Below are 15,655 nucleotides of genomic sequence, written 5' to 3' on the forward strand. Positions count from 1 at the left end.
ATTTACTCCTTAATAAAATCCTCGTCTAAAACTAATCGACGTATTTGTGTGCCGTCAAATGCTTTTTCAGGCTTACCTAATTGCCAAAGCAAAGATAACCAAGAAATATCGAATGTCCGCAATGTTTTACAAAACATGACCCCTGTTAGCGTTTCCTTGATTAAAAGAGCCATCGCTCTTTTATCAACTTTAGCACGACCTTCTTCTGCTAAAGAAAGTATCCAAGATTTTAACTCTTCTTCACCTATAAATGTGGGAGCACTTTCAATCGCAAATACACAAGGGCCCATTTGAGAGATTTCTATTCCTAATTGTCTAAACTCTTCAATATGAGAGGAAAGGAAAATACGCTCTTCTGGGGTGACTTCTAGGCATAAAGGAATCAAAAAAGACTGACTTTTATAATTATGTTGATGGTTATCCACCAAAGATAAGTAAAATAAATGTTTCCTAGCAGCTTCTGTGAAAATAACATGAACGCCTTCTGAGTCCTCTGCAAGAACTATTTTCCCTATAGAAGTTAAAAAACGCACTTCCTGAGAAGCTCCCCAGACAATTTGCGTTTGTCTATCCACAGGCATAGAGTCTTGTTCTCTATCCAAGAAAGGAAGAGGACCGAAGGAAGACGATGCCAATTCTACTACCGGTAGAGAAATAGGGTTGAGGGACTCTTCTGAAGCAGTCTCAAAACATTGTGCCTCAAAGAAACGTAGCGCAGGCAAAGCAAATGTTGTTTTCTCAAAAACAGCTGCTTCTTGAGGTCGCGCTAATACCTCTCCTATTGCCTCTGAAAGAAACTCTCCTATAAACTCTTCTCTAAGAACTCTTACTTCTGTTTTTTGAGGATGGACATTAAAATCGCACCACTCTGGAGGCAAATAAAGTTTTAAAACAAAAACAGGATATCTTTGTGGAGGCAAAAGCATTGCATAGGCTTCGCTTATCTTTTTTGATATAAACATAGAATCTACGGGACGGTCATTGATAAATATCCTTTGGCCTAGCCGCGTGGGTCTATGAAAGCCTGGTGAGCCTAGGAAACCTACAATACGCGCAAGATTCCCTCCCTTATCCACGCATAGAGCTTCCTGCATAAAACCGTCTCCCATCACAAAAGCAACCCTCTCAGAAAAATCCTGATGCTTCAGAATATGAAATTCCTGTTGTCTTTCACTTATCCATGACCAGCCCACATTCTCTACAGATAAAATCCTATTCTCTAATAGCTTTCTCATAGCTATCCGATCTGCCTGAGGACTTTTCTGAAACCCCCGACGCACAGGAACATTGTAAAATAGCGAGTCTATAGAAATCGTAGTCCCTAGCTGACGAGGCTTAGCTTCGGACAGAACAACCTCTCCTCCGTGAATGATTGTCCTAGAACCTTCTCCTGCTACAGGACAAGAAAGGATCTCCATTTTAGAGATAGAAGCGATTGCGGGGAGAGCTTCCCCGCGAAAGCCAAAACTCGATAAAGAAAAAACATCAGAAAATTCGCCTATCTTTGAGGTAGCGTGACGCTTAAGAGCAAGAGTCACATCTTCGGAGCTCATCCCACAACCATTGTCTTTTACAACAATTAAGCCCTGTCCTCCTCCTAAAGTTTCTACCTCTATTTCATTAGCCCCAGCATCTAAGGCGTTCTCCACCAATTCTTTAACAACAGATATGGAGTTTTCAATCACTTCTCCTGCAGCTATCTGATTGATAGTGATCGTATCGAGTAGTTGAATAGGATTTCTTGAACTCATAGCAAATTCTAATCAAGGGTCTTGCGAAAGCAAAAAGTAAAATACCCAAAAACTAATGTCAAGAAACCTAATTTTTATAATTTGCAAGCCTTGAAACGAGAACAACTTACATAATAATTATTTATAAAGATCACAAATTACATTCAATTAATAACTTGTCTTTTCGAATTAATTAATTTTAAAATTGATTTATGAATTAAATAATTTTAATTTTAGGAATTATATTAATGAGCAAGCCTACTTCCAATAATTCTAAAAAGCCATCAGCCTCGTTTAACAAAAAAACACGTAGCCGACTCGCTGAGCTTGCTGCACAAAAAAAAGCTAAGGCTAATGATTTAGAACAGAAATACCCAGTCCCTACAGAAGAAGAAACAAAGAAAGCTTTGATGGATATCTTACAGGGTCTTGGAGATGGATTAACTCTTCAACAAATCTTAGGTTTATCCGACGTTTTATTAGAAGAGATCTACACAATCGCTTATAGCTTCTATTCCCAAGGGAAATACAATGAAGCAATTGGTCTTTTCCAAATCCTTACAGCTTCAAAACCCCAGTGCTACAAGTATATTTTAGGCTTAAGCTCATGCTATCATCAGCTCAAAATGTACAATGAAGCGGCCTTTGGCTTCTTCCTTGCTTTTGATGCAGAGCCTCAGAACCCAATTCCTCCTTATTACATAGCTGATAGCTTGATGAAGATAGATCAAGCCGAGGAATCTCGTGATTTCTTAGATATTACCATCGATATTTGCGCTAACAAACCTGAATACAGAATCTTGAAAGAACGCTGCAACATTATGAAAGACTCTCTCAAAGATATGATCAAAGAAACAACTCCAAAAAAGAAAAAAACTACTGCTACTAAATCAAAAACATCGGCCAAAAAAAAATCCGGTGGGAAACGTTAATTTAGGGTTAGGAGAACTCCAACATGAATAAAAAAGTTAGAAAAACGAAAAAAACTACAGCTAAAAAGACATCTGCAAAACGTGCAGATACCACGCCTGTGTTATTCACTAATGAAACAGACAAACAAGAAGTAGCAATCTCAAATTTAGAGAATTTAGTTTCCTCTATTTATGAAGATTTGCCTCTAGCCCAGACATTTTCTGGAATTCAAGATGAAAAACAATTAGCTCAAATGATGGCCGCATTAAACGGTACTTTAGATTCCTTACCCATTGAGAGTCTAACAGAAGGTTTATTTAACAATCCTAAAGAAGATGCAAAGTTTGCTAAAGATTTAGCTTCTGTTCTCCACGGATTGAAGAATTTATCTTCAACAGTCAATAAGCATATCTCTGACAAACAATAGTCTTAGAAAAAATTAGATAATATAGGGTAATTTAGCAGATGTCTCTCTCTACCTCAGGTCCAGACAATACTAACCAGAAAAATATCTTGGCTCAGGTACTAGCTTCTACACCACAAGCGGTACCAACCCCTGATAAACTTGCTGGCAATGAAACTAAGCAAATTCAGCAAACCCGACAGGGGAAAAATGCTGAAATGCAAAGTGATGCAGGTATTGCTGGAACACAAGGCAAAGAAAAAACTAGTGCTGTTTCTGAAATTCAAAATTCAGAGAATATCATGGCTGGGCAAGGAATTGCCGCAGGTCAAGAGACTGCATCTGCAGAAGCTGCTGCCGGAGCTAACCAAACTTCCGGTGCGGCTGCTTTCCAAGCTGTAAACTTACAATCTACAATTGAAGAAGCTAACAAAACATTGGAGACTACACTCTCTTCTTTATCTTCTGTAGATTCTTCACAGTTACAAGAAATTCAAGAATTAGTTGCTTCTGTTGTCAATGGGACATCGAATTCCACTATTCAAGGATTAGAAACTCCAGCTCTTCCTAAACCTTCTATAACTCAGCCTAGACAGGAAGTTATGGAAATTAGCATGGCCTTAGCAAAAGCGATCGCTGCTCTTGGAGAAGCTACAGCTTCGGCTCTTTCTGACTATCAAAGTACACAGGCCCAAGCTTCAACTATGAACCGCCTATCCTTAGAATCTCAAGGATTGAAGATCGATTCCGAGCGTGAAGAATTCCAAAAGATGAAAGAGATTCAATCAAAGGCAGATAGTAATAGTACGCTGAATACCGTAAACACTGTGATGATTGCTGTTTCTGTAACAATCACTGTTATCTCTGTTGTTGCCGCACTATTTACTTGCGGTTTAGGTCTTATAGGAACTGCTGCCGCTGGAGCTACTGCCGCTGCAGCTGCCGCTACTGCAGGCGCCACTGCAGGTGCTGCTGCCGCAACATCCGTAGCAACAACTGTAGCTACACAAGTTACTGTTCAAGCCGTGATGCAAGCGGTCAAACAAGCGATTGTTCAAGCAGTTAAGCAGGCCGTTATGGAAGCTATTAAAGCTGCAGTAAAACAGGGTATAAAACAAATCATCAAGCAAGCGGTCAAAGCTGCTATTAAAACATTGATGAAAAACATGTCTAAGATCTTCCAAACAGGACAAAAAGCCCTTGCTAAATCCTTCCCAAGGCTTTCTAAAGTGCTGAATACTTTAGGAAACAAATGGGTCGCTGCTGGAATGGGGCTGGTTGTTGCCGTTCCTGCTCTAGTTAAAGGTATTGGAGATCTTAAATTATCTGAAATGCAAACAGAACTTGCTGACATCCAGAAAAAAACAGGAATGCTCACCGCCCAATCAGAGATGATGAAGATGTTTACGATGTTTTGGCAACAGGCAAGTAAAATCGCCGCGAAACAAACTGACAGTGCAAATGAAATGCAGCAACAAGCAACTAAATTAGGTGCTCAGATTGCTAAAGCCTTCCAAGCTATCAGCTCAGGCTTAGCATCAGCAGTATAACAATTATTTATTAAGGGGACATTTTTGCTATGACATCAGGAGTTAGTGGAAATAACAATACTGATCCTTCATTAGCTGCTCAGCTTGCACAAAATGCCAGTCAGGCGGCTTCTAAAGCTCAAGGACAACAAAAGCCAGCTAATGCTCAAGGAACTCAAGAAGAGTCTGCAGCTGCAGGTTTTGAGGATTTAATCCAGGAGACGCAAACTCAAGGAACTTCTAAAAAAGAATCTGCTGCGCAAACATCAAAAAGCTCTAAAACTGATAAATCTGGTAAAGCTTCTACCTCTACATCAGTAGCTAGCGCATCAAGTACTGTTACAGCTCAAGCTGTAAAAGGGCCCAAAGGTCTACAGCAAAATAACTACGAACTCCCCCAACTTCCTATTCCTGAGAATACAGAAGTCAACGGCGTAGTAATCAAAAAAGGTATGGGAACTCTTGCCTTATTGGGACTAATTATGACTTTACTTGCACAATCTAGTGCAAAATCTTGGTCTTCACAGTTCCAACAACAAAACCAGGCAATTCAAAACCAAGTAGCTTTGGCTCCAGAAATAGGGAATGCCATTAGAACTCAAGCAAATCACCAAGCTGCTGCCACAGAAACTCAAGCTAAACAAAGTATGATCTCTGGTATCGTTAACATTGTTGGTTTTGCAGTTTCCGTCGGTGGGGGTCTCCTTTCTGCAGCGAAAAGCTTAGGAGGATTAAAATCTGCAGCTTTTGCAAAAGAAACAGCTGGTGCTGCGGGATCCGCAGCGAGTTCTGCTGCCTCTCAAGCTTCAAAGGTTGCGACAGATGCAGCTACGGCAGCCACTAAAACAGCAACAACAGCTGCTTCTGGTGTTGCGGGTTCTGCAGCTCAGGGAGCTGCAAAGGCAGCAGCAGGATTAACTGATGATATCGCTGCCGCAACTGCAAAAGCTACTGCGGGCGCTGCAAAAGGCTCAGGTGGATTATTCGGCAAAGTGTTAAACACTCCTGGATGGAAAGATAAAATTTCACGAGGGATGAACGTAGTAAAAACTCAGGGAGGACGTGCTGCTGCTTTTGCTGGTAGAGCCCTTTCCACATCCATGCAGATGTCTCAGATGGTTCACGCCCTCACAGCAGGTATTGACGGGATCGTTGGAGGTGTTATGGGCGCTGAAATTGCTCATCACCAAAAGCAAGCAGGTATGGCTGAAGCTCACGCTGAAGAATTGAAACAACTTTCTTCTATCCAGAGTCAGTATGCAGGACAAGCGCAACAGCTCCAAGAGCAGTCGCAACAAAGTTTTAACTCTGCCCTGCAAACTCTACAAAATATTGCCGACTCTCAAACACAAACAACATCAGCGATCTTTAGTTAAGACATCTTTTTGTGTTCTTAAGATAATGAAAAGGCCCAACCGTCGTGTTGGGCCTTTTTTTATGTAAAGCTGCTGTACATCAGGAAACAATGTAGCCCTGACGAAATTCTTCATGATAGATTAGGCGACAACCTACAACCATAAATACAACAGCTAGTAGCAAAGATCCTGATAGACTCTCTCCTAATAATAACCAGCCATAAAATGCCGAAAACAAAGGCATAACAAGATTACAGAAAGAAAGGAACGTTGAAGAATATTTTCTCAATAACTTCGCATATAAGTTATAGCTAATGAGGTTGGAGAACAAAACAAGACAAGAAATTGCCTGAATGAATACGATTCCGTTGCTTATGGGGATAGGATTCCACGTCTCAACAATTATAGAATGTCCTAAAGATAAAACTCCGGATATAAGCATCGCATAGGCATTTATCGCCATTACCGATAAAGAGGAGTTCTTTTCTATTTTTCTTAATAATGTCCAACCAAAAGCAGAAAAACAAGTCGCTAGTAACAATAACAGTTCTGGAATCCCTAATTGCCAACTCCACATATTTTCAGAGCTATCTCCCCCAAAAAATAGATAAGATAAGTAGCCGAACAACCCGAGACTTAATCCACCTATTTTCTTCATTGTCACAGTTTCTCGTAATTGAATATAAGAAAACAGAGCGGAAACAAACGGAGAAAGCCCGTAGATAAAACACGCCTTCGAAGAAGATAAGTTTTGCAAACCTAAAAACTCGCAGACATTGGTTAAATAGAATCCAACTACAGCTAAAATTAAAACAGGAATATAAAGCTGTTTTGGTAATTTCAAAGATCCTTTTTTCCAAAATACTATCGCTGCCAAAACCAAACCAGCAATAAGCATGCGGCTTCCTGTTACAAATAAAGGAGCTGAGGCCTCCATAGCTAATTTGCTAAAAGCAAAAGATGAGGACCAGATAAACGCAGTAAAAAATACTAAAAAAATAGACATGAAGAAGTCATTTCTGGAATAGAAAATAGCTTATTGTAAAAGAATAAAACTTTGGCTCCAACTCAAATATATTGTTATCTATAAACTCATCAAAAAAATCCTTTATCCTCTCACCTAAATATTAAGTTTTTTTTTAAGAAAACTCCCTTGCTTTGATCCGGAAAAACGTTACAATAACAGACTTAGAAAAACTCTTAATGGAGAGAAGATGATCCGCGTAATTTGCAACAATGAAACTTCTGAGCTGCCTGAAGGCGCTACTGCTGCTGATTTCGCGAGCAAAATAAAAAATTCTCATTACTTTGCTGGCGTTGTCATAAATGATCAAATTAAAGATCTATCCACAACCCTAAAAGAAGGAGATACCTTAAGATTTGTTACCTTCGAAGATCCTGAAGGACGAGAGATTTTTCTACATACTTCTGCTCACATCTTAGCTCAGGCTGTATTACGTCTCTGGCCTAAAGCCATTCCAACAATCGGCCCTGTTATAGATCAGGGATTCTATTATGATTTTGCAAATCTTGCTGTAAGTGAAGATGATTTCCTCATGATTGAAAATATGATGGAACAAATAGCTCAAGCAAAGTTTGAAGTATCCAAAAAAACATTTCATGATAAGCAAGAGGCCTTAAAAGAATTCGCATCCAATCCTTTTAAAGTAGAGCTAATCCAAGAACTCCCTGAAGGAGAAAGTATCACTGCCTATTCCCAAGGAGAATTTACGGATCTTTGTCGAGGTCCTCATCTCCCCTCTACTAATCCCGTAAAGGCTTTTAAACTCTTACGTACATCGGCAGCTTACTGGAGAGGAGACCCTAACCGAGAATCTTTAGTAAGAATTTATGGGGTGTCTTTCCCAACAACAAAAGAATTAAAAGAACACCTCAATCAATTAGAAGAGGCAAAAAAACGCGATCATCGCGTTTTAGGAGCGAAACTCGATCTCTTTTCACAACAAGAATGCTCGGCAGGCATGCCTTTTTTCCATCCTCGGGGAATGATTATTTGGGACGCCTTAATAGGTTATTGGAAGCGTCTCCATCAACTTGCGGGTTACAAGCAAATCCTAACGCCTCAACTTATGAATCGCAATCTTTGGGAAGTTTCTGGACATTGGAGCAACTACAAAGAGAACATGTATACTCTAAAAATAGATGAAGAAGACTATGCGATTAAACCGATGAACTGCCCCGGATGTATGCTATACTATAAAACACGTTTGCACAGTTATAAGGAATTTCCTTTACGCGTTGCGGAGATAGGTCACGTTCACCGCTATGAAATTTCTGGAGCTCTTTCAGGACTTATGCGTGTACGCGCTTTCCATCAAGATGATGCTCACGTATTTCTAACCCCTGAGCAAGTGGAAGAAGAAACGCTGAATATTTTAAATCTAGTTTCTGAATTATACTCAACATTCGGTCTTGAATATCACCTAGAATTATCTACACGTCCAGAAAAAGCAACTATTGGCAGTGATGCGCTATGGGAATTAGCAACAGCAGCTTTAGAGCGTGCTCTTGTGAATTCTAACACACCTTTCATCGTCAATCCCGGAGATGGAGCCTTTTACGGACCGAAAATTGATATTCATGTAAAAGACGCTATTCAACGTACATGGCAATGTGGGACGATACAATTAGATATGTTTTTACCTGAACGTTTTGAATTGGAATATACAAATGCACAGGGAGAGAAAAGTACTCCTATTATGCTACACCGTGCTTTATTTGGTTCTATTGAGAGATTTTTAGGGATCCTTATCGAACATTTTAAAGGAAAGTTTCCTCTATGGTTAAGTCCTGAACATATCCGGTTGATCACTGTAGCAGATCGTCATCAACGCCGAGCTAAAGAACTTGCTAGCGCATGGCAAAAACTAGGCCTTGTAGTCACTGTGGATGATTCTAATGAATCCGTAAGCAAGAAAATCCGGAATGCACAAAATATGCAAGTCAACTATATGGTCACTTTAGGAGATCGGGAAATAGAGGAAAATACTCTAGCTGTACGTACCCGAGACAACCGAGTTTTAAATGCTATGACAGTAGAGACATTCATAAATACTATACTTGAAGAAAAGAACTCTTTGAGTTTAACTCCACTATTGTAGAAAACCCAGATCCAAGGACGAGCATCTCGTATGAAAACCATCGCTGTCAATAGCTTTAAAGGTGGCACAGCAAAGACCTCAACGACTCTACATTTAGGAGCTGCTTTAGCGCAATATCATAACGCACGTGTGCTTCTTATTGATTTTGATGCTCAAGCAAACCTTACTTCAGGACTAGGTCTTGATCCGGATTGTTACGATAGCTTAGCTGTCGTACTCCAGGGGGAAAAAAATATTCGTGAGGTGATTCGTCCTATTGAAGATACGGGATTAGATCTAATTCCTGCTGACACCTGGCTAGAACGTATTGAAGTTTCTGGAAATCTAGCTGCAGATCGTTATTCTCATGAACGGCTGAAACATATTTTAGCCTCTGTTGAAAATGAGTATGACTACGTTATTATTGATACTCCCCCGTCTTTATGTTGGCTTACAGAGTCTGCGTTAATTGCAGCACAATACGCTCTAATTTGCGCTACTCCTGAGTTCTATAGTGTTAAAGGCTTAGAAAGACTTTCTTCATTTATTCAGGGCATTTCCTCAAGACATCCTCTGAATATTCTCGGTGTTGCCCTCTCTTTCTGGAACTATCGTGGAAGAAATAATGCAGCGTTTGCTGATTTGATTCATAAGACATTTCCTGGAAGGCTATTAAACACTAAAATCCGTAGAGATATTACGATTTCTGAAGCAGCAATTCACGGTAAACCTGTATTTGCCACAGCACCTTCAGCACGAGCTTCTGAAGATTACTTAAATCTGACCAAAGAATTGTTAATTTTACTGAGGGATATGTAATCCTATGGGAAATTTAAAAACGTTGTTAGAAAGCCGTTTCAGGAAAAATACTCAAGATAAAATGGAAACGCTAACACGCAAGCGTATGGAAGGAGAGCTCACACCTTTCTTAAGCAGGTTTTCCGATGTAAAATTATCCCAAAAAGAAGAAGAAAAGTTCCGTCAACTTTTAGAAAACTATACATTTGAAGATCAGATTTCCGAAGAAGATTTTAAAAATCTCTGCAATCTTTCTGCACAAATAAAACAAATCCATCATCAGGCTGTGCTCTTACATGGGGAGCGCATAAAAAAAGTTCGCGACTTATTAAAAACTTATCGCGAAGGGGCCTTTTCTGCTTGGTTACTTATTACCTATGGGAATCGACAAACTCCCTATAATTTTCTTGTATATTACGAACTATTTTCCACTCTTCCTGAACCTCTGAAAATAGAAGCTGAAAAAATGCCCAGACAAGCAATTTATACATTAGCTTCTCGACAAGGACCTCAAGAGAAAAAAGAAGCCATTATCCGTAACTATCGTGGAGAAAGCAAAGGAGAACTCTTAGATATTATTAGAAGAGAATTTCCTTTAATTTCTACAGATCGTCGTCAGACTTGTTTGGCGAAACAAGCATTAGCTATACTTTCCAAAGGCTCGCAATTATTAAAAAAATGCTCAGAATTATCTCCCGAAGATCATACTGCCCTTGAAAAATTGATAAAAAAGCTTCAAAAAGTTAAAAGTAATTTCTTTCCCAATACAAAGGTCTAAATATGGCAGCTAAATCAAAAATACTAGAACTAGAAGATAATGTTTTTCTTATTCTTGAAGGAAATTTAAAAAGAATTTTTGCCACTGCTATCGGCTATACTACATTCCGAGAATTTCAAAATGTTGTTTTTAACTGCTCTAATGGCCAACAGGAAACAGCGAATTTCTTTTTTGAAATGCTCATCAACGGCAAACTCATTCACGAACTTCCTGTAGAACAAAAACAAGCGGCTCAAAGCTTAATCGCTGAATTTATGATGCTCATTCGTGTAGCTAAGGATGTTCATGAGCGTGGTGAATTTATTAACTTCATTACATCAGATATGCTATCTCAACAAGAACGCTGCGTGTTCTTGAATCGTTTATCTAGAGTAGATGGACAAGAGTTCTTATTAATGACCGATGTTCAAAATACCTGCCATTTGATTCGTCATCTATTAGCAAGACTTTTGGAAGCGCAAAAGAACCCTGTGGGAGAGAAAAATCTCCAAGAAATTCAAGAAGATATAGTATCATTGAAAAATCATTTCGAAGAACTAGAGAAATCTTTTCAATAAATAAAGATTTATGAACAAGAAAAAGCGTGTGCTTACCGGTGACCGACCAACAGGAAAGCTGCATTTAGGTCATTGGGTGGGTTCTATAAAAAATCGCTTAGATTTACAGAATAATCCCGCCTACGATTGCTTTTTCATCGTTGCGGATCTCCACACTCTTACAACACGAATACGTAAAGAACAAATTTTAGATGTTGATAATCATATTTACGAAGTTCTTGCAGACTGGTTGAGTGTGGGGATAGATCCGAACAAATCTACTATTTATTTACAATCAGCAATTCCTGAGATTTATGAACTCTATTTGCTATTTTCTATGCTAATTTCCATTAACCGAATTATGGGAATTCCTAGTCTTAAAGAAATGGCAAAAAATGCCTCCATTGAAGAAGGTGGCTTGTCTTTTGGACTAGTAGGTTATCCTGTATTACAAAGTGCTGATATTCTTCTGGCAAAAGCTCAGCTTGTTCCCGTAGGTAAAGATAATGAAGCTCACGTAGAATTAACACGCGATATTGCACGCAATTTCAACCGTTTATACGGAGAGATTTTCCCTGAACCTGAAACTCTACAAGGAGAGCTTACCTCTCTAGTAGGTATTGACGGACAAGGCAAAATGAGCAAATCAGCAAACAATGCCATATACCTTTCTGATGATGACGCCACTATCAAAGATAAGATTAGAAAAATGTATACCGACCCAAATCGGATTCATGCCACGACTCCAGGTCGCGTCGAAGGGAATCCCCTATTTATCTATCATGATATTTTCAATCCTAATAAAGAAGAAATCGAAGAGTTTAAAACACGTTACCGCCAAGGATGTATAAAGGATGTCGAAGTAAAAGCACGTCTTGCTGAAGAGTTGATTTTCTTCCTACAACCTTTTAAAGAAAAACGTGCTGAGCTATTAGCAAAACCTCAAATTCTTCAAGAAGCATTGCAACAAGGCACGGAAAAAATGCGTGCTATAGCAAAAGAAACTATGGAAGAAGTCCATAATACCCTAGGGTTAAGCCATAAATGGCGTTCTCGTCTATCGCTATAACTTATTCATGCCTATGACTTTTGAATTACGAGCTGCTTTTTCCCCTTGTGGCGATCAGCCGGAAGCTATTGCTAAACTTACTGAAGGCATACATAATAATACACAATCGCAAGTACTTTTAGGGACCACAGGGTCAGGAAAAACTTTCACCATTGCTAATGTTGTTGCCAATGTTAACCGCCCCACACTCGTATTGGCACATAACAAAACATTAGCAGCACAGTTATACCAAGAATTCAAAGAGTTCTTTCCCAATAATGCTGTTGAGTATTTCATCTCTTACTATGACTACTATCAACCTGAAGCATACATTGCTCGTAATGATACTTACATAGAAAAAAGCCTCTTAATCAATAGTGAAATCGATAAATTACGCTTATCTGCAACACGATCTATTTTGGAGCGCAGAGATACTCTGATTGTTTCTTCTGTATCTTGTATTTATGGTATAGGTTCTCCTGAAAACTATGCTTCCATGGCTTTAAAATTAGAAGTAGGGAAAGAATACCCTCGCATAGTACTTGCAGCTCAGCTTGTAAAAATGAATTACCTAGCCTCTCCAGTAGCAAAACGTTCAACATTTCGTGAACGTGGTAGTGTTATTGATATTTTCCCTGCCTATGAAAGTGATCAAGCTATCCGCTTAGAGTTTTTCAATGATACGCTATCTTCCATAGAATACAGCGATCCTTTAACTATGATTCCTACGGCATCAGTAGCCTCAGCTATTATTTATCCAGGATCACATTATGTCACTCCCGAAGCTGTACGAGAGCAAGCTATACGTTCTATACGTGAAGAATTAGAAGAACGTATGCTGTTCTTCCAGGATCGTCCTATAGAACAAGATAGATTATTCCATAGAACTACTCACGATATCGAAATGATAAAAGAGACAGGCTTCTGTAAAGGAATAGAAAACTATTCCCGTCATTTCACAAAGATGCCTCCGGGAGCACCCCCCGCCTGTCTGTTAGATTATTTTCCTGAAGACTTCTTATTAGTCATAGATGAATCACATCAAACTCTACCTCAAATACGAGCTATGTACCGTGGAGATCTATCTAGAAAGCACTCCTTAGTAGAATACGGTTTTCGACTTCCCTCTGCTTATGACAACCGTCCTTTGACTTATGAAGAAGCTCAGAAGTATTTTCATAATGTAATTTATGTATCTGCAACACCCGGAGAGACAGAATTAAATGAGAGTCTTGGACATATTGTAGAACAAATTATCCGCCCTACAGGGATTCCTGATCCCATCCCAGAGATTCGCCCCGCAACAGGGCAGATAGATGATCTACTTGAAGAGATCCGGAAGCGTTTATCTAAATCTCAGGAAAAGATCTTAGTAATTTCTATTACTAAAAAACTCGCTGAGGATATCGCTGTATTCCTTTCAGAATTAGATATCGCCGCAGCATATCTACATTCTGGAATAGAAACCGCAGAACGTACACGTATTCTTGCCGATCTACGTTTAGGAAATATTGATGTACTTATAGGTGTAAACTTACTTCGAGAAGGATTAGATCTTCCTGAAGTCTCTTTAGTCGCTATTCTTGATGCCGATAAAGAAGGTTTTTTACGTAGTACTTCTTCTTTAATACAGTTTTGTGGAAGAGCAGCAAGAAATGTAGCGGGTAAGGTGATTTTCTATGCCGATCAAAAAACACAATCTATAGAACAAACCTTAAAAGAAACAGAACGTCGTCGACAGATACAATTGGATTATAATAAAGCTAATAACATTACGCCTAAGCCTATTATTAAAGCGGTCTTCGCTAATCCCATTCCTCAGGGAGGAAAAAAAGAAGATCAAGAGACTTCCATAGTTCCTCTTTCTATAAAGGAATTAGAAAAACTTATAAAAAAATATGAAAATCTCATGCAGGAAGCCGCTCATGAATTTCGATTTGACGAGGCTGCAAAATATCGAGATAAAATGAAAGCTGCTAAAGAGCAACTTCTTTATATCTCATAAAATATTGCAGAAATCTCAAATGAAATCTGCTTGCTTTTTGTAAAATCAGAACCTAATATTGCCATTAAGCTCTCCATATGCAATCTCATCTGATAATATAATCAGCATATTCAGATTATGTTAAATTAGGTCTTTGGGAGCTAGTATCCAACCCCTTGACAAAAGAGATTAAAGACTCATGTTAGAAGTTGTCATTTCCGATATCCAAGCTAGAGAAATTTTAGACTCCAGAGGGTATCCAACATTATATGTTAAAGTAACCACAGACGCAGGCACCTTTGGAGAAGCTTGTGTGCCTTCGGGAGCTTCTACAGGAATAAAAGAAGCTTTAGAACTCCGTGATCAAGATAGTTCTCGATTCCAAGGGAAAGGTGTTTTACAAGCTGTAAAAAACGTAAAAGAGGTGCTCCTCCCCGTCTTACAAGGAGTTAGTATATTCGATCAAATCCTCATTGACTCTATCATGGTAGAGGCTGACGGCACACCAAATAAAGAGAAACTAGGAGCTAATGCTATTTTAGGAGTTTCCTTAGCAGCAGCCAAAGCTGCAGCAACTACCCTAGGGCGTTCTTTTTACCGTTATATAGGAGGATGTTTCGCTCATGTGCTTCCTTGTCCTATGATGAATCTTATTAATGGCGGCATGCACGCAAATAACGGATTGCAATTTCAAGAATTTATGATTCGTCCTATTGGGGCAACATCTCTAAAAGAAGCTGTGCGGATGGGTGCGGATGTTTTTCACACTTTGAAAAATATCCTCAATGATAAAAATTTAGCTACAGGGGTTGGCGATGAAGGGGGCTTTGCTCCGCAACTAAAATCTAACTCTGAAGCTCTAGATCTTCTTGTACTCGCTATCGAAAAAGCTGGTTTCCAACCTGGTGAGGATATCTCCTTAGCTCTTGATTGCGCAGCATCTTCCTTCTATGATACGAAAACAGAAACTTATGACGGAAAGAGTTATCAAGAACAAGTTAGCGTACTTGCTGATCTTTGCGATCACTATCCTATCGATTCTATAGAAGACGGTCTCGCTGAAGAAGATTTCGATGGTTGGGAATTACTAACAGCAGAGCTTGGCGAAAGTATTCAAATCGTTGGAGACGATCTCTTTGTTACCAATCCCGAATTAATAGCGGATGGCATTAGTAGAGGCCTCGCTAATGCTGTATTAATTAAACCAAATCAAATTGGTACATTGACAGAAACTTCGGAGGCTATACAACTTGCCCATAATCAAGGGTATACGACTATCCTTTCTCATAGATCCGGAGAAACTGAAGATACAACAATCGCTGATCTTTCCGTAGCTTTCAATACAGGACAAATTAAAACAGGGTCATTATCACGCTCTGAGCGTATTGCTAAGTATAATAGGCTTATGGCAATAGAAGAAGAACTTGGCCCTGAAGGATTATTTAAAGATTCTAATCCATTTTCTGGGGAATAGAATTGCA

At 39.2% G+C, this 15,655-nt stretch carries 13 protein-coding genes; 11 read left to right on the top strand and 2 right to left on the bottom strand.

Translation table 11 applies throughout. The features are described 5' to 3' along the window. Nucleotides 1–2: 2 nt before the first annotated feature. Nucleotides 3–1,751, bottom strand: a complete 1,749-nt coding sequence (gene mutL / locus H9Q19_RS02070; protein ID WP_213241789.1) for a DNA mismatch repair endonuclease MutL — start codon at nt 1,749–1,751, stop codon at nt 3–5. Between the two features lie 227 nt (nt 1,752–1,978). Here mutL and H9Q19_RS02075 point away from each other — a divergent pair, with 227 nt between their 5' ends. The 4 genes from H9Q19_RS02075 to sctE are packed head-to-tail and all read left to right on the top strand — an operon-like array spanning nt 1,979 to nt 5,950. Further along, complete coding sequence (locus tag H9Q19_RS02075; RefSeq protein WP_213241791.1) at nt 1,979–2,662, top strand: SycD/LcrH family type III secretion system chaperone; 684 nt, start codon at nt 1,979–1,981, stop codon at nt 2,660–2,662. Between the two features lie 23 nt (nt 2,663–2,685). Further along, the gene (locus H9Q19_RS02080; RefSeq protein WP_213241793.1) at nt 2,686–3,069 is read left to right on the top strand and encodes a hypothetical protein; all 384 of its coding nucleotides are present in this window, start codon (nt 2,686–2,688) and stop codon (nt 3,067–3,069) included. A gap of 38 nt (nt 3,070–3,107) precedes the next feature. After that, nucleotides 3,108–4,595, top strand: coding sequence for a secretion system protein (locus H9Q19_RS02085; RefSeq protein WP_213241795.1), 1,488 nt, complete (start codon nt 3,108–3,110; stop codon nt 4,593–4,595). Between the two features lie 29 nt (nt 4,596–4,624). Beyond that, nucleotides 4,625–5,950: a type III secretion system translocon subunit SctE gene (sctE, locus tag H9Q19_RS02090; RefSeq protein WP_213241797.1), complete on the top strand. Its 1,326-nt coding sequence runs from the start codon at nt 4,625–4,627 to the stop codon at nt 5,948–5,950. 79 nt (nt 5,951–6,029) lie between these two features. On the opposite strand, the gene H9Q19_RS02095 is transcribed toward sctE, so the two are convergent. Further along, nucleotides 6,030–6,935 carry a DMT family transporter gene (locus tag H9Q19_RS02095; protein ID WP_213241799.1) on the bottom strand — a complete coding sequence of 302 codons (906 nt, stop codon included), beginning with the start codon at nt 6,933–6,935 and terminating at the stop codon, nt 6,030–6,032. A 208-nt stretch (nt 6,936–7,143) separates the two neighbouring features. Here H9Q19_RS02095 and thrS point away from each other — a divergent pair, with 208 nt between their 5' ends. The 7 genes from thrS to eno all read left to right on the top strand — a co-directional run bounded on the left by thrS (nt 7,144) and on the right by eno (nt 15,648). Then, nucleotides 7,144–9,051, top strand: a complete 1,908-nt coding sequence (gene thrS, locus H9Q19_RS02100) for a threonine--tRNA ligase (RefSeq protein WP_213241801.1) — start codon at nt 7,144–7,146, stop codon at nt 9,049–9,051. Nucleotides 9,052–9,081: 30 nt separating this feature from the next. Continuing rightward, nucleotides 9,082–9,849 carry a ParA family protein gene (locus H9Q19_RS02105; protein ID WP_213241803.1) on the top strand — a complete coding sequence of 256 codons (768 nt, stop codon included), beginning with the start codon at nt 9,082–9,084 and terminating at the stop codon, nt 9,847–9,849. A 4-nt stretch (nt 9,850–9,853) separates the two neighbouring features. After that, a complete protein-coding gene (locus H9Q19_RS02110; protein ID WP_213241805.1) occupies nt 9,854–10,606 on the top strand; it encodes a pGP6-D family virulence protein in 753 nt (250 codons plus the stop codon). Between the two features lie 2 nt (nt 10,607–10,608). Next, complete coding sequence (locus tag H9Q19_RS02115; protein ID WP_213241807.1) at nt 10,609–11,163, top strand: CT584 family type III secretion system tip protein; 555 nt, start codon at nt 10,609–10,611, stop codon at nt 11,161–11,163. A gap of 10 nt (nt 11,164–11,173) precedes the next feature. After that, nucleotides 11,174–12,211 (top strand): tryptophan--tRNA ligase, encoded by a 1,038-nt coding sequence (gene trpS, locus H9Q19_RS02120; RefSeq protein WP_213241809.1) that lies wholly within the window; start codon nt 11,174–11,176, stop codon nt 12,209–12,211. A 13-nt stretch (nt 12,212–12,224) separates the two neighbouring features. Next, on the top strand, nt 12,225–14,195 hold the full coding sequence (gene uvrB / locus H9Q19_RS02125; RefSeq protein ID WP_213242027.1) for an excinuclease ABC subunit UvrB: 1,971 nt from the start codon (nt 12,225–12,227) through the stop codon (nt 14,193–14,195). 178 nt (nt 14,196–14,373) lie between these two features. Continuing rightward, nucleotides 14,374–15,648, top strand: a complete 1,275-nt coding sequence (eno, locus tag H9Q19_RS02130) for a phosphopyruvate hydratase (protein ID WP_213241811.1) — start codon at nt 14,374–14,376, stop codon at nt 15,646–15,648. The last annotated feature ends 7 nt before the right edge of the window (nt 15,649–15,655 follow it).

Source organism: Chlamydia crocodili, assembly GCF_018343815.1.
GTDB classification, from domain to species: Bacteria; Chlamydiota; Chlamydiia; order Chlamydiales; family Chlamydiaceae; genus Chlamydia; species Chlamydia crocodili.

What these genes read in the sequence shown, in the direction of transcription:
- mutL (WP_213241789.1), bottom strand. Translation starts at nt 1,751, where the DNA reads ATGAGTTCAAGAAATCCTATTCAACTACTCGATACGATCACTATCAAT.
- H9Q19_RS02110 (WP_213241805.1), top strand. Translation starts at nt 9,854, where the DNA reads ATGGGAAATTTAAAAACGTTGTTAGAAAGCCGTTTCAGGAAAAATACT.
- H9Q19_RS02115 (WP_213241807.1), top strand. Translation starts at nt 10,609, where the DNA reads ATGGCAGCTAAATCAAAAATACTAGAACTAGAAGATAATGTTTTTCTT.
- H9Q19_RS02075 (WP_213241791.1), top strand. Translation starts at nt 1,979, where the DNA reads ATGAGCAAGCCTACTTCCAATAATTCTAAAAAGCCATCAGCCTCGTTT.
- H9Q19_RS02085 (WP_213241795.1), top strand. Translation starts at nt 3,108, where the DNA reads ATGTCTCTCTCTACCTCAGGTCCAGACAATACTAACCAGAAAAATATC.
- sctE (WP_213241797.1), top strand. Translation starts at nt 4,625, where the DNA reads ATGACATCAGGAGTTAGTGGAAATAACAATACTGATCCTTCATTAGCT.
- uvrB (WP_213242027.1), top strand. Translation starts at nt 12,225, where the DNA reads ATGACTTTTGAATTACGAGCTGCTTTTTCCCCTTGTGGCGATCAGCCG.
- H9Q19_RS02080 (WP_213241793.1), top strand. Translation starts at nt 2,686, where the DNA reads ATGAATAAAAAAGTTAGAAAAACGAAAAAAACTACAGCTAAAAAGACA.
- trpS (WP_213241809.1), top strand. Translation starts at nt 11,174, where the DNA reads ATGAACAAGAAAAAGCGTGTGCTTACCGGTGACCGACCAACAGGAAAG.
- H9Q19_RS02105 (WP_213241803.1), top strand. Translation starts at nt 9,082, where the DNA reads ATGAAAACCATCGCTGTCAATAGCTTTAAAGGTGGCACAGCAAAGACC.
- H9Q19_RS02095 (WP_213241799.1), bottom strand. Translation starts at nt 6,935, where the DNA reads ATGTCTATTTTTTTAGTATTTTTTACTGCGTTTATCTGGTCCTCATCT.
- thrS (WP_213241801.1), top strand. Translation starts at nt 7,144, where the DNA reads ATGATCCGCGTAATTTGCAACAATGAAACTTCTGAGCTGCCTGAAGGC.
- eno (WP_213241811.1), top strand. Translation starts at nt 14,374, where the DNA reads ATGTTAGAAGTTGTCATTTCCGATATCCAAGCTAGAGAAATTTTAGAC.